Source organism: Vibrio sp. B1FLJ16 (genome assembly GCF_905175385.1).
Lineage (GTDB): Bacteria > Pseudomonadota > Gammaproteobacteria > Enterobacterales > Vibrionaceae > Vibrio.
Genome location: NZ_HG992749.1, coordinates 734,924 through 748,362, shown reverse-complemented (window position 1 = coordinate 748,362; position 13,439 = coordinate 734,924). Strand labels below are relative to the sequence as shown.

The 13,439-nt window shown below is 46.3% G+C and carries 11 protein-coding genes and 2 pseudogenes; 5 read left to right on the top strand and 8 right to left on the bottom strand.

All coding sequences use genetic code 11. The annotated features are described in order from the left end of the window. The first annotated feature begins 181 nt into the window (after positions 1-181). Positions 182-1,541, top strand: a pseudogene (gene ppnN / locus KHN79_RS03375) (nucleotide 5'-monophosphate nucleosidase PpnN). A gap of 75 nt (positions 1,542-1,616) precedes the next feature. Next, complete coding sequence (xni, locus tag KHN79_RS03370; protein WP_182010443.1) at positions 1,617-2,399, top strand: flap endonuclease Xni; 783 nt, start codon at positions 1,617-1,619, stop codon at positions 2,397-2,399. Positions 2,400-2,479: 80 nt separating this feature from the next. Here xni and rlmM read toward each other — a convergent pair whose 3' ends face one another. The 7 genes and pseudogenes from rlmM to pomA all read right to left on the bottom strand — a co-directional run bounded on the left by rlmM (position 2,480) and on the right by pomA (position 9,555). Further along, positions 2,480-3,571, bottom strand: coding sequence for a 23S rRNA (cytidine(2498)-2'-O)-methyltransferase RlmM (gene rlmM / locus KHN79_RS03365; protein WP_182010442.1), 1,092 nt, complete (start codon positions 3,569-3,571; stop codon positions 2,480-2,482). Beyond that, the gene (locus tag KHN79_RS03360; protein ID WP_182010441.1) at positions 3,568-3,966 is read right to left on the bottom strand and encodes a DUF423 domain-containing protein; all 399 of its coding nucleotides are present in this window, start codon (positions 3,964-3,966) and stop codon (positions 3,568-3,570) included. Before KHN79_RS03360 ends, rlmM begins: the two co-directional genes overlap by 4 nt. Continuing rightward, complete coding sequence (locus KHN79_RS03355) at positions 3,956-4,579, bottom strand: alpha/beta fold hydrolase (protein WP_182010440.1); 624 nt, start codon at positions 4,577-4,579, stop codon at positions 3,956-3,958. Before KHN79_RS03355 ends, KHN79_RS03360 begins: the two co-directional genes overlap by 11 nt. Continuing rightward, the gene (locus KHN79_RS03350) at positions 4,560-5,480 is read right to left on the bottom strand and encodes a transcriptional regulator GcvA (RefSeq protein WP_182010439.1); all 921 of its coding nucleotides are present in this window, start codon (positions 5,478-5,480) and stop codon (positions 4,560-4,562) included. Before KHN79_RS03350 ends, KHN79_RS03355 begins: the two co-directional genes overlap by 20 nt. Positions 5,481-6,184: 704 nt before the next feature. Beyond that, positions 6,185-7,632 (bottom strand): annotated as a pseudogene (gene thiI, locus KHN79_RS03345) (tRNA uracil 4-sulfurtransferase ThiI). 199 nt (positions 7,633-7,831) lie between these two features. After that, entirely contained in the window at positions 7,832-8,779 is a 948-nt protein-coding gene (locus KHN79_RS03340) for a flagellar motor protein MotB (RefSeq protein WP_182010437.1), read from the bottom strand. Between the two features lie 14 nt (positions 8,780-8,793). Next, on the bottom strand, positions 8,794-9,555 hold the full coding sequence (pomA, locus tag KHN79_RS03335; protein WP_182010436.1) for a flagellar motor protein PomA: 762 nt from the start codon (positions 9,553-9,555) through the stop codon (positions 8,794-8,796). A gap of 265 nt (positions 9,556-9,820) precedes the next feature. On the opposite strand from pomA, the gene xseB reads away from it, so the two are divergent. From xseB to dxs, 3 genes are read left to right on the top strand one after another with little or no spacing between them, the layout of a single operon-like run. After that, positions 9,821-10,063, top strand: coding sequence for an exodeoxyribonuclease VII small subunit (gene xseB, locus KHN79_RS03330; RefSeq protein ID WP_182010435.1), 243 nt, complete (start codon positions 9,821-9,823; stop codon positions 10,061-10,063). 21 nt (positions 10,064-10,084) lie between these two features. Continuing rightward, a complete protein-coding gene (gene ispA / locus KHN79_RS03325) occupies positions 10,085-10,969 on the top strand; it encodes a (2E,6E)-farnesyl diphosphate synthase (protein WP_182010434.1) in 885 nt (294 codons plus the stop codon). 20 nt (positions 10,970-10,989) lie between these two features. Then, complete coding sequence (gene dxs, locus KHN79_RS03320; RefSeq protein WP_182010433.1) at positions 10,990-12,855, top strand: 1-deoxy-D-xylulose-5-phosphate synthase; 1,866 nt, start codon at positions 10,990-10,992, stop codon at positions 12,853-12,855. 69 nt (positions 12,856-12,924) lie between these two features. Here the strand turns inward: dxs and pgpA are convergent, their stop codons facing one another. Beyond that, positions 12,925-13,431, bottom strand: a complete 507-nt coding sequence (gene pgpA, locus KHN79_RS03315; protein WP_182010432.1) for a phosphatidylglycerophosphatase A — start codon at positions 13,429-13,431, stop codon at positions 12,925-12,927. Between the last annotated feature and the right edge of the window lie 8 nt (positions 13,432-13,439).

Genomic DNA, 13,439 nt, shown 5'->3' with positions numbered 1-13,439 from the left:
CAGGTTACATCTCTTTATTTTGCTTATATTCACCAATTTTCAACAAGTTATCACATTTATCCTTTTTTAGTCTGCTATGCTTCTACTATCCGGCCTACCAATCACCGCTCTCAAACCACGCATACAAACCAAACGGTGATGTAGTATTTTCCCTCAAAAATAATCACAACAAGGAGGCGTTATGATTACCCATATAAGCCCCGCAGGTAGCATGGAATTGCTATCCCAACTGGAAGTTGAGCGTTTAAAAAAAAACCGCGTCGAGCGATCTTTATCAGCTTTACCGTAACTGTACGTTAGCGGTACTGAACTCAGGCAGCCACACAGATAATTCAAAAGAACTGTTAGACCGATACCAGTCGTTCGATGTGGATGTCGTACGTCGTGAACGTGGTATCAAACTGGAGCTGACCGATCCGCCAGAGCATGCCTTTGTCGATGGCAATATCATTAAGGGGATCCAAGAGCACCTGTTTGCCGTGCTACGTGATATCGTGTACGTGAACATGCATCTGGCAGACAGCCAGCGTCTTAACCTGACGAATCCTATTCACATAACTAACCTGGTGTTTGGCATCTTACGTAATGCTGGTTCGCTAACACCGGGTATTACCCCAAATCTCGTGGTCTGCTGGGGTGGTCACTCAATCAATGCAACCGAATACCAATACACCCGTGAAGTCGGTAACGAACTAGGCTTGCGAGAGCTCAACGTCTGCACTGGCTGTGGACCCGGAGCAATGGAAGGTCCGATGAAAGGTGCAGCTATCGGCCATGCTAAACAACGCTATACCGAGCAACGTTATGTTGGTCTTACTGAGCCGTCCATTATTGCTGCAGAGCCGCCAAATCCGATAGTCAATGAGTTAGTGATCATGCCGGACATAGAAAAACGTCTGGAAGCCTTTGTCCGAACAGCCCATGGCATCGTAATCTTCCCTGGGGGCCCTGGGACCGCAGAAGAACTTCTTTATGTTCTTGGCATTATGATGCACCCGGAAAACGCAGATCAGCCTTTACCGATCATTCTGACTGGTCCAAAAGAGAGTGAAGAATATTTCCGCTCCATCGACGAATTTATTCGCGATACGCTTGGAGAAGAGGGACAAAAACATTATCAAATCGTGATTGATGATCCGGCAGAAGTTGCCCGGATAATGAAACGCTCGATGGAGGAGGTCCGTGCCTACCGTAAAGAAAAAGGCGATGCTTACAGCTTTAACTGGTCATTAAAAATCGAGCCTCAGTTCCAGCTACCGTTTACGCCAAACCACGACTCTATGGAGCAGTTGAATCTGAGTTTAGACCAGGAACCTCAGGTATTGGCGGCAAACTTGCGTCAGGCTTTCTCCGGAATCGTAGCTGGTAACGTTAAGGCCGAGGGTATTCGCGAAATCGAAGCCAGAGGACCTTTTACCATCCACGGCGACCCGGTATTAATGAAGAAGCTAGACAAAGTACTGCAAGACTTCGTAGACCAGCACCGAATGAAGCTACCAGGCGGTTCGGCATATGAGCCGTGCTACCGAATTGCTCATTAATAATTTCGGGTGATAGTCACGCTAGCATTCGTTACACTAGGGGGCATTACGCCCCTTTTTTATTGCTAAGTCATTATGTCTATTCATCTTGTTATTATTGATGCCCTAAACCTGATCCGCCGAGTGCACTCAGCTCAACCCGATCCTAGTGACATAGCAAGAACCATCACCACCACACAACGCACCCTAACTCGAATTCTTTCTGAATCAGCACCTACCCATATTATTGCGGTGTTTGACCACCATGAACAAGACCGAGGCTGGCGGGCGCAAGTACTTCCGGACTACAAGCAGAATCGTAAACCTATGCCAGAGCCTCTAATGCAAGGTCTGGATCTCATTCAGCAGGCATGGTGGGAGCAAGGGATTGATTCATTGCTGTCTGAAGGTGATGAAGCCGATGATTTAGTAGCAACGTTGGCAAGCAAAGTCGCCAGTCATGGCGAAAAGGTTACCATCGTCTCTACCGATAAAGGGTACTGCCAGCTGCTCTCACCGACATTACAAATCCGTGATTACTTCCAACACCGCTGGCTGGATGAGCCGTTTATTGAAAAAGAATTCGGAGTTAAACCAAATCAGCTTGCCGATTATTGGGGATTAGCAGGCATCAGCTCCAGTCAGGTTCCGGGGGTGCCGGGCATTGGCCCAAAAGCAGCGAAAGAGATACTTAGCCAATTTAAAGATATTGAAGCCGCTTATGCCAGCGATGAACTTGCACCTAAGTATCGTAAAAAACTGGATGAGCATATCGAATCCGCTCGCTTATCTAAGCAAGTCGCTGCACTTAAATGCGATATTGAGCTCGGGTTCAATCTGCAAGATATTCGCTTTTCCGGTCCGAATAAAGCCGGCTAACCTTTTCGGCCAATAAAAGCTTTATACAATAAAAAAGCTCCTGAAATCAGGAGCTTTTTTCATTCTCAATACCGTGTTACTTAATGCGGAGAGATATTCGACAAACACTGAATGTGAATGGTGATCTCTTCACGGTCATGATAAAGGTGCTTCGCCTGCAGCTTGAACTTCACTTTGTTCTCAATCAGGAACATTTTCAGGTTCTCAAGATCTTGCAGAACCTCGTCGTAACGCCCCTTCATTGGCAGTTTTAAGTTAAAGATCGCTTCTTTAGCCCAACCTTTAAGTAGCCACTGCCCCATCAAATGAGCTACGCGTGCTGGCTTCTCAACCATGTCACACACAATCCAGGTAACGTTCTTACGATCCGGTTCAAACTTAAACCCGTCCACCATATGGTGTTTGATCTGACCGGTTTCCATCAGGCTGTCTGCCATCATGCCGTTATCAACACAGTGGACGAACATCGAACGCTTCACTAATTGGTAAGTCCAGCCGCCAGGACACGCACCTAAGTCAACACCCCACATACCCGGAGCAAGGCGTTCATCCCACTCGTCACGCGGAATAAAAACGTGGAATGCTTCTTCCAGTTTCAGAGTCGAACGGCTTGGCGCATCGGCCGGGAACTTAAGACGAGGGATGCCCATAAAGAACTGCGAGTTATTACCCGGTAATGAGTAACCAACATAGCAGTGACCAGGCGCAACAAAACAGATATGCAGGACCGGCTTCTTAGCGTTATCTTTATCCCACATCAGGCCTTTGCCACGTAGAGCCTGACGCATTGGCACGGTAAATTTACGGCAGAACTTGAGTAACTCTTTTGCTTCATTAGTATCTGGCGTCTCAATACGCAGATCGCCACAACGAGGGAAGTCCTCCACCTCAGACAACTCAGCCAGAACTGGGCTTATACGGTCTTCACTTGGCAGAGATTCAAACTCCGCAGCCACCGCAAACATTTGGCGAGCAAAGATCAGCGAACTGAAGTCTAAACCTTTTACTAATTTGTCTGCGTCTCCATCCTGGTAACACTCGAAGACAACATAACCTGAGTTTTTCTTCACACGAGGGAAGCCATACACTTCCAACTGTGTCGCTTTGTCCTGAATTTCACCAGCACACTCTTTCTCAAAGCCGGAACGGCAATAGAGCATTAGTTGTTTCACTTGGAGACCTCTTTGATATTAAACGCAGCAAAAAAGAACAGACACCAGCCGATCATGAACATAAATCCCCCCATCGGAGTGATTGGTCCAAACCACTTAATACCCGTTAGCGCCAGCGCGTATAGACTGCCGCTAAAACAAAAGATGCCGATGATAAAGCAAATCGCAGCGATGAAAAAATACTTTTGTGCTTTTTGTCCCAAATTCATCACCAGCAGAATCGCACAAAATGCGATCGCTAAAGTATGGATGAACTGATACAAAACGCCGGTTTCAAATACACCAAGAAGATAAGGCGCTAATTTAGATTTTAAACCGTGAGCCGCAAATGCACCTAGAGCAACACAAATCAATCCAGATAGCCCAGTAAAAGAGAGTAACCACTTACTTTTCACTTTTAATCTCCTTAATAAAATCAGCTAAGCGTTTAACAGCTAATTCAATGTTTTCGGCTTCCGTGTAACCAGATCTCTTACGTGGCTTAAAACTATGGTCACCATCAGGAACAAAGATAACACGCACCTGCTCCGATAAAGCAAAGTGCTCAAATTCCTCTTTCTTACCAAAAGTATCCCGCTCTCCTTGCAGAATCAGCGTCGGCTTTTCAATAGTGGCCAGATGCTCACCTTTATATTTCTCCGGCTTACCTGGTGGATGAAACGGGTAACCTAAACAAGCCATCCCTGCCACCAGCTCATTCTCAGCCAGTAAACTCGACATGCGCCCGCCCATAGATTTACCACCGATAACCACAGGCTGATTGGTAAAGTGAGTGATTACTTCCTCGTAGGCTTCGAGTAATTTAGGTGCGCGATCTGGCGGACGCTTCTTACCATCTTCAGCACGCTTAACCATATACGGGAAGTTAAAGCGAACAACTCGAATTCCCTGCTCTACCAACCCTTTAGCAACCGCTGACATGAAGTCATGTTCCATGCCTGCGCCTGCTCCGTGAGCAAAAATAAACAATGGCCCGCTTTCAGGCCCTTCAACTATCCACTGGCTCATCTAGTACTTCCTCTTGTTCTTTTCTCGCCGTTGCAAGCATCCAGTCTCGGAATGTCGCAATACGCCCCATATCAGCTTGCTGTTCATGACAAACCACGTAAAAAGCATTTTTAGAAATTAAAACCTCATCAAACGGCGCAATCAGTCGTCCTGCTTCGATTTCTGGCTGGGCCAGCACGTTATTGCCCAGAGCGACACCTTGCCCGTGGACCGCCGCCTGCAGCACCATTGTAGAATGGCTGAAAATGGGGCCATGATTCACATTGATGCCTTCGATGTTGTATTGGCGAGTAAACTGCTTCCAGTCTTTACGGGAAGTATCATGTAACAAAGTGTGTAAACGAAGGTCGTTCATCGACTCCAGCGGTTTACTCCCCAGCAGTAATGAAGGAGAACAAAGTGGGATCAAGTACTCCTGATACAGTTTATCCGCGCGCAAACCCGGCCAGTTACCACGGCCATAGTAGATAGCCACATCCACGTCATCAGTCAGTGATCCTTCGTCCATATCCACCGCTTTGATACGCACATCGATGTCCGGTTCCTGAGCATTAAAGTCCGCCAAACGGGGGACCAACCACTGAATCGCAAAACTTGGTGGCAGGCTGATGGTAAGCGCACCTTTTTCACTACGTTCCAATACCTTATCAGTCGCTTCAGCGATCGAAGTGAAGATATCTTTAATGTCCAAAAAGTAGCTTTGCCCCTCTTCCGTCAGTAGCAAAGAGCGGTTGCGACGGCGAAACAGCTTAAGGGATAAGAACTCTTCCAGAGCTTTGATCTGGTGGCTCACTGCGGCTTGTGTGACAAATAATTCTTCTGCTGCACGGGTAAAGCTAAGGTGACGTGCAGCAGCTTCAAAAACCCGAAGAGAATTTAAAGGAGGCAATCTGCGAGACATAGGGACCTCAAATAGGATTAGTTTTTTTAATCTGAAACATTATAAAATCTCCGTTGCCGAACAGCCAGATAAATTCTATATTTCACACCGCAACACGAGCCTGAACGGCTTGATTTCTCAGGAAATCAATTGGCTTCGTTGTTGCGATGTTGTGTTTGCAAACTCGTTTTTCGAGTTAGGTAGATTTCTACCATGATGTTGTGCCTACTATCCCTGAGGCAGAACAGATACTTCCTGTATTTATTTTTGACCTGTCTGTCAAATTTCTTACACCGCCTTTTTTAGGCGGTGTTTTTTTATCTATCGTCCCAAAAGAAAATGGCATATCTAACCACTACAATAAAAAATATCAGAAACTTTAACTAATATGTCTCACCTTTACGACGTAACGCATAAGTATGCACGGCTAATATTTCTTAATTGTTCTTTTACTCTAGTTCGATATGTACAAGAGCTAAAGCGATATACGAATTTAAGACATCATCAGAGGTAACTCAGTCTGCTCCTTGGGATTAAGCTCACTTTTTTCAGCCTGTTTCGGATTAATTTTCGTTATATCAACACCAATAAAAAAGGGAGCCTTCCACATCAATATACCCCGAGGCACTTCACCAGGACTGAATAAAGTTACAAAAAAAGCGCAAACTGTTCGCTCAGTTTACGCTTCTATGCCATTCGCTTACTACAAGCCGTTCATCACTGGACTATGGACGATAAACCTTAACGTTATTAAAGCCTTGCTCTTGCAGGTAAAGTGCCTGCAGGCGGCTCATGACACCACGGTCACAGTACAACAGATAAGTCTTAGACTGGTCTAAGTCACCGAACTGAGTACCAAGTTTGTAGAACGGGATGTGTTTTACATCAACGCCTTCAATTTCCAGCGGATTATCGTCTTCTTCGTCAGGGCTGCGGATATCCAGAACAATGGCGTGCTCTTCAACCGCCTGAACTTGTTCAACTTCAGGAGCCGCTTTCTCAGACTCTTTCGCAATATCGCGAATGTCCATTACGCGGGCTTCTTTGACGACATTTTCCAGAATAGAGAAATCAAACTTCTCTTCTTCCGCTTCCAGTTTCGCTTTAACTGCTTTTACCGTTGGCTTCTTAGAAATTACGCCACAGTATTCAGGCATAGTTTTAGCAAAATCTTCGGTACCGATTTCACGGGCCAGGTTAATGATATCTTCTTTATCCCAGTTGATAAGCGGACGCAGAATCAGTGTGTCTGTCACGTTATCGATGTGGCGCAGGTTAGTCAGCGTCTGGCTGGAAACCTGACCAAGCGCTTCACCGGTTACCAGTGCTTCAATCTTAAATTTACGTGCAACCATACCTGCGGCTCGCATAAACATACGCTTAAGGATCACGCCCATCTGACCGTCATCTACCTTCTCAAGGATTTCAGCCACTACAGGTTCGAAATCTACCGAGATAAAGCGCACTTTGGCTGAAGAACCGTATTTGTTCCACAGGTAGTGAGAAACCTGTTTAACACCGATTTCGTGCGCAGGACCACCCAGGTTAAAGAAACAGTAATGAACTTTTGAGCCACGCTTAATGTGCAGGTAACTTGATACGCCAGAGTCGAAACCACCAGAGATCAGGCTCAATACGTCTTCTTGGGTACCCAGAGGGAAGCCGCCCAGACCTTTGTAACGAGCCAGGACCTGATTCAGTTTGTCACCTGAGACTTCAACTTTTACTGTCACATCAGGGTTGTGCAGTTTCACACTCGCACTTTCCACCGCTTGTTCAGACCACCACCGACATAACGCTCCAGCTCGATAGAGGTAAAGTCATGCTTACCACGGCGCTTAGCGCGTACCACAAAAGTTTTGTTTTCAATTAGTGGACGGTTTAACTCAAGCACTTGCTCATAGATGTCATGCAAGTCTTTAAACTCCGACTGCTTAACTTCAAGCACGTGGTGAATACCAGGTGTATGCGTCAGGATTTCTAACACTTCAGCGTGATATTTGTCGCTTTCAGAAGTCACTTCAATATGATCACGACGGTTAAATACCGCAACAGATTCCGTACGGCTTTTAACGATATTACGAATGTTACACTCTAAAATCTTTGTGAAGCGCTTACGCACAGATTCACTTTTTACAAAAATTTCTGGATGGGGCTTTACAATAAATTTCATAGTTAAATTCGCAGGTTAGTTTCGCAATCAACAAAGGGTGAACTCTAAAAACTATAGAAGAATCACATCATATCGTATGCTTACGCTAAAACGATATTAAGAGCTCACTTTTAGGGCGCAAGATTATACACCCAAGAGGAATCGAAAGACAAAAAAAGCGAGCAATCTGCTCGCTTAATCATTATAGAAGTCGTCGCGATTATTGAATCACAGGCACTTCGTCACTGTACAAAGGTTCACCTTGCATAATGCTGATTTCGACACGTCGGTTCAGCGCTCGGTTCTCATCTGAATCGTTAGGTACTAGTGGCTCTGTATCTGCCATGCCCCTGACCCGCAAACGCTGATGTGAAAACCCTCTGACCTTCTCCATCTCCTGAGCAACAGAAACCGCGCGCTGCGAAGAGAGATCCCAGTTAGAACGGTACAGCTCGGAATCCAGACGTTGATTATCAGTATGACCAGATACCCTTACGATACCCGGAATATCTTTAACCAGTTCAGCAATCTGGCGTACCAGAGGACGGAACTTAGGCTGTAAGAACGCGGAGCCTTCCGGAAATGCACCTTTCTCACGCATACGAATCACGATTTGCTGACCTAAGTTTTCAACTTCAATCGCGCCTTGTTCAATTTCCCGCTCCAGAGCTTTTTGGATACTCTCCATCAGGGTTTCCATCTCCTGCGACATATCCTGAGACTGCTGCTGTTGCATGTCAGATTCTGTAGTCTGATTGGCGCGTGTTGAGGTCTCCGGTGACTGGCCACCAGTCAGTTGCCCCAGATCTCGCTTGGTCCCACCAGCGCGATCCGATTCACCTTCGTGGAACTCAAGTGTTTGCTGAGTCACATCCATCGTTTGCTGCATAATGACATCAATCGGTGTCGGCTCCGGTCTACCCGGTCTGAACTCCTGAGCAATGATACTGGTCCCTTTAGGAATGTCTTTTACTTCAAGCTGGTTTTGCACCCCAAAAGCGAATTTCATCGAACCTGCAATCTGCTTAAATTTGAGCACATCCATCTCTGAGAAAGAGAGCAGAAGAACAAAGAAACACATCAATAGTGACATCAAATCAGCGAAAGTACCCATCCATTGGGGCAGGCCGGGAGGCGGACAATCGCACTTCTTATCTTCATCATCCATCACTACTCTCCTGATTACTCGTCCATATCAAGGCTACGCTTGCCTTCATTGAGATAGTTTTTCAGGTAGCTGTCGATAACTCGCGGGTTCTGGCCATCCTGAATAGCGAGGACACCATCCATGATCAAGCGGCGATTGAGTGTTTCCTGATTACGGCGTAAAGCGAGCTTATCGGCAATAGGGAAAAACACCATGTTTGACAGAATTGCACCATAAAGCGTTGTTAATAGCGCAATAGCCATCGCGGGGCCGATAGATTTTGGGTCGTCCATATTAGAAAGCATCGCTACCAGACCAACCAAAGTACCGATCATCCCCATCGCCGGCGCAACGTCACCAAACGCACGGAAAACACCGGTCCCTTGTGTATGTCGCTCATCGGTCAGAGCGATATCTTTTTTGAGAGCTGCGCGAACAACATCAGCGTCATGACCATCTACTAAAAGGTCGATGCCTTTCTGCATAAAGGTGTTATTGATTTCCATTTCTTCTAACGCAAGAAAGCCACCTTTACGTGCCGCATCTGCCATCTCAACAATTTTTGCGATCAGGTCTTCCGGCTCATCCGCTTTAAACATGAAGGCTTTACCCGCGATTTTGGCTGCAGCGAAGAATTGACCAATCGTGAACTTCATCAGCACGACGAAGGTTGAACCACCGACAACGATAAGGATCGATGTGACGTCGACATACATGCCGAAGCTGCCACCAAGCACCATCGCCATCACGACGAATGCAAGACCACCAATCAAACCTAATAGAGTTGCTAAATCCACAAAGCACTCCTCATGCTCTATTTAACTGTTGCCTTTTGAGGCGAATTACTCATTGTATCGACAACGTGCAGAAAACTTTTAGGGAAATCTTAGCTAACAGTTCACAAATTAACACCAGCAATCTTTAGTAAAACGGGGACTTTCACTACTCAGACACATTTAGAGCCAATTTTGTGACAATTATGTAAGGTTAAATTTGACCAAGTTACTAGGCTAAGGTAACTTTCGTGCATCCTATGAGCGGCTTAATAAAGGCAGAGAAGAGATGGCGGTTAAGAAACCAGAAAACATGACCTTCGAAGCAACCATTGAAGAGCTTGATAGCTTGGTTGATCAATTAGAAAATGGCGATCTTGCCCTAGATGATGCATTACGTAAATTTGAACGTGGCATTGCCCTTGCTCGTGCTGGCCAAACAAAGCTAAGCGACGCAGAACAACGCGTAAGTATTCTTCTTAGTGAAGATGATGAAGCACCTCTGAGTGACTTCACCCCAGATTCAGAATAATAATAAGTAGTGAGCAATGTGATGCAACAGACATTGACGTCTTTTCAACAACGAAACAATCAACAACTGAATTTGTGGTTAGAGCAGCTTCCATACCAAGAACAACCATTGATTCAGGCAATGAAGTATGGCCTTTTATTGGGCGGAAAACGCGTTCGCCCTTTTCTGGTTTACATCACAGGTCAAATGCTTGGTTGCGAGCCTGAAGATTTAGACACACCCGCCGCTGCGATTGAGTGTATTCACGCTTACTCACTTATCCATGATGATCTTCCGGCAATGGATGATGATGAGCTACGTCGCGGTCAGCCTACCTGTCACATCAAGTTTGATGAAGCGACCGCGATACTCACAGGTGACTCACTGCAAACCCTGGCCTTTACTATCATTGCTGAAGGTACACTAAACCCTGATGCGGAACATCAACGTATCAATATGGTAAAAGCACTCGCTCATGCATCCGGAGCCAGTGGTATGTGTGTCGGCCAGGCATTAGATTTAGGCGCTGAAAACCGCCAGATCTCTCTTGAAGAGATGGAAAATATACATCGTAATAAAACCGGAGCCCTGATTGATTGTGCAGTTAAGTTAGGAGCTTTGGCCGCTGGTGAGAAAGGCATCAAAGTTTTACCGTATTTAGAGCGCTATTCTAGAGCAATTGGTTTGGCGTTTCAGGTTCAAGACGATATTCTTGATATCATCAGTGATACACAAACATTGGGTAAGCCTCAAGGTTCGGATCAAGAACTTAATAAGAGCACTTACCCATCCCTACTGGGTTTAGAGGGGGCGAAAGAGAAAGCCCACTCTTTGTTACAGGAAGCGCTTCAGGCATTGGAAGCTATCCCATACAACACTCAGTTACTTGAAGAGTTCGCCCGATATGTCATCGAGCGCAAGAATTAACACTATAAGCGCGCATTTATATGACTCTTGATATTTCAAAATACCCGACACTGGCGTTAGCAAATACTCCGGAAGAACTACGTCTTCTTCCTAAAGAAACATTACCAACTCTGTGTGATGAGCTTCGAACGTATCTGCTAAATTCAGTGAGTCAATCAAGCGGACACCTAGCGTCTGGCTTAGGTACAGTAGAGCTTACTGTTGCCCTGCATTATGTATACAACACACCCGTAGACCAGTTAATCTGGGATGTGGGCCACCAGGCTTACCCACATAAAATCCTGACAGGACGTCGTGATAAAATGCCGACTATCCGCCAAAAAGGTGGTTTGCACCCGTTCCCTTGGCGTCCTGAAAGCGAGTACGACACATTGTCTGTCGGTCATTCTTCAACTTCTATTAGTGCTGCTCTTGGTATGGCCATCAGCGCCGAAAAAGAGGGTAAAGGGCGTAAGGTCGTAAGCGTCATCGGTGACGGTGCGATTACCGCTGGCATGGCATTCGAAGCAATGAACCACGCCGGTGATGTTCATTCAGATATGCTGGTGATCCTGAACGACAATGAAATGTCGATTTCGGAAAACGTCGGGGCGCTAAACAATCACTTAGCCAAAGTGCTGTCTGGAAGCCTGTACACCTCGATTCGTGAAGGTGGTAAGAAAGTACTTTCTGGCGTACCACCAATTAAAGAGCTGGTTCGCCGTACTGAGGAACACCTGAAAGGCATGGTTGTACCTGGTACACTATTCGAAGAATTCGGTTTTAATTACATTGGTCCTGTCGATGGACACGATGTGAATGAACTTGTTCAGACTCTTAAGAACATGCGAGAGCTGAAAGGCCCTCAGTTCCTGCACATCATGACCAAGAAAGGCAAAGGTTACGAGCCTGCAGAAAAAGATCCTATCGGCTATCACGGTGTACCGAAGTTCGACCCATCACACGATAGCTTGCCAAAGAGCAGCGGCGGTAAGCCGACGTTCTCAAAGATCTTTGGTGATTTCTTATGTGACATGGCCGCACAAGATCCTAAGCTGATGGCAATTACGCCAGCAATGCGTGAAGGCTCCGGTATGGTGCGTTTCTCGAAAGAGTATCCAGAGCAATACTTTGATGTAGCAATTGCAGAGCAACACGCTGTGACGCTTGCTACCGGTATGGCTATTGCTGGTAACCACCCGATTGTCGCGATCTACTCAACATTCTTGCAGCGTGGTTACGATCAGCTGATCCATGATATCGCGATTATGGACTTGCCTGTGATGTTTGCTATCGACCGGGCAGGTCTGGTCGGTGCTGATGGCCAGACTCACCAGGGTGCGTTTGACCTGAGCTTTATGCGCTGCATCCCTAACATGGTTATCATGGCACCAAGCGACGAAAACGAGTGTCGTCAAATGCTCTACACAGGTCACAAGCATACTGGTCCAAGTGCAGTTCGTTACCCGCGTGGCAACGGTATGGGCACCGAAATTGAAAGTGAGTTTACCGCGCTTGAAATTGGTAAAGGCCGAGTAGTACGTCAAGGTAAGAAAGTTGCCATACTGAGCTTTGGTACTTTCCTGGAGAGCGCTTTAGAAGCCGCAGAGAGTCTTGACGTAACGGTTGCTGATATGCGCTTTGTTAAACCGCTGGATGAAGAATTAATTCGTCAGTTGGCTGACGAACATGATGTTCTGATCACTCTTGAAGAAAACGCCATCGCTGGCGGTGCGGGTGCAGGTGTCGTCGAGTTCATGATGAAAGAGAAAATCATCAAGCCTGTACTGAACCTTGGTCTGCCTGATAAGTTCATTCATCAGGGGACTCAGGAAGAGCTACACCAAGAGCTTGGCCTTGATGCCAGAGGGATTGAAAAATCCATCAATGACTACCTAGCGAAGTAACTTCGACTGACTACACAAAGGGATGCGTTATCGCATCCCTTTTTTGTTTCATTGAGAACATTTGAGCTACTAGCTCATCCAACCCGCATAATGCGCCACTAAAAACAGCGCAATACCCGCCATAATACCAGCCACGATATCATCAACCATGATGCCTAATCCGCCGTGAACGCGCTTATCCAGCCAGCCGATAGGCCAAGGCTTAACCATATCGAAGAAGCGGAACAGGATAAAACCGGTCAACAGCCATTTCCATTCGGTTAAAGGAATGTTCAGAGCAGGAACAATACTCATCGTAATCCAAAAGCCCGCAAACTCATCCCAGACTATCGAACCATGATCGTGAACTTTCATGTCATCAGACGTCACCTGACAGATTTTCACACCAATAACACACGACAGAAGTACAGCAACGATATAAGCAGAAAATGGCAGCTGAGCCAGCAGTAAAAAGAAGGGTACCGCAGCCAATGTCCCCATCGTTCCAGGAACAACAGGTGACAAGCCGCTGCCAAACCCTGTCGCCAGCAAATGCCACGGGTTCTTTAATGAAATTAGAGAGAGAGGGTTAGTCATATCCTTAC

What these genes read in the sequence shown, in the direction of transcription:
- pgpA (WP_182010432.1), bottom strand. Translation starts at nt 13,431, where the DNA reads ATGACTAACCCTCTCTCTCTAATTTCATTAAAGAACCCGTGGCATTTG.
- ispA (WP_182010434.1), top strand. Translation starts at nt 10,085, where the DNA reads ATGCAACAGACATTGACGTCTTTTCAACAACGAAACAATCAACAACTG.
- xni (WP_182010443.1), top strand. Translation starts at nt 1,617, where the DNA reads ATGTCTATTCATCTTGTTATTATTGATGCCCTAAACCTGATCCGCCGA.
- KHN79_RS03355 (WP_182010440.1), bottom strand. Translation starts at nt 4,579, where the DNA reads ATGAGCCAGTGGATAGTTGAAGGGCCTGAAAGCGGGCCATTGTTTATT.
- KHN79_RS03340 (WP_182010437.1), bottom strand. Translation starts at nt 8,779, where the DNA reads ATGGATGATGAAGATAAGAAGTGCGATTGTCCGCCTCCCGGCCTGCCC.
- KHN79_RS03350 (WP_182010439.1), bottom strand. Translation starts at nt 5,480, where the DNA reads ATGTCTCGCAGATTGCCTCCTTTAAATTCTCTTCGGGTTTTTGAAGCT.
- xseB (WP_182010435.1), top strand. Translation starts at nt 9,821, where the DNA reads ATGGCGGTTAAGAAACCAGAAAACATGACCTTCGAAGCAACCATTGAA.
- dxs (WP_182010433.1), top strand. Translation starts at nt 10,990, where the DNA reads ATGACTCTTGATATTTCAAAATACCCGACACTGGCGTTAGCAAATACT.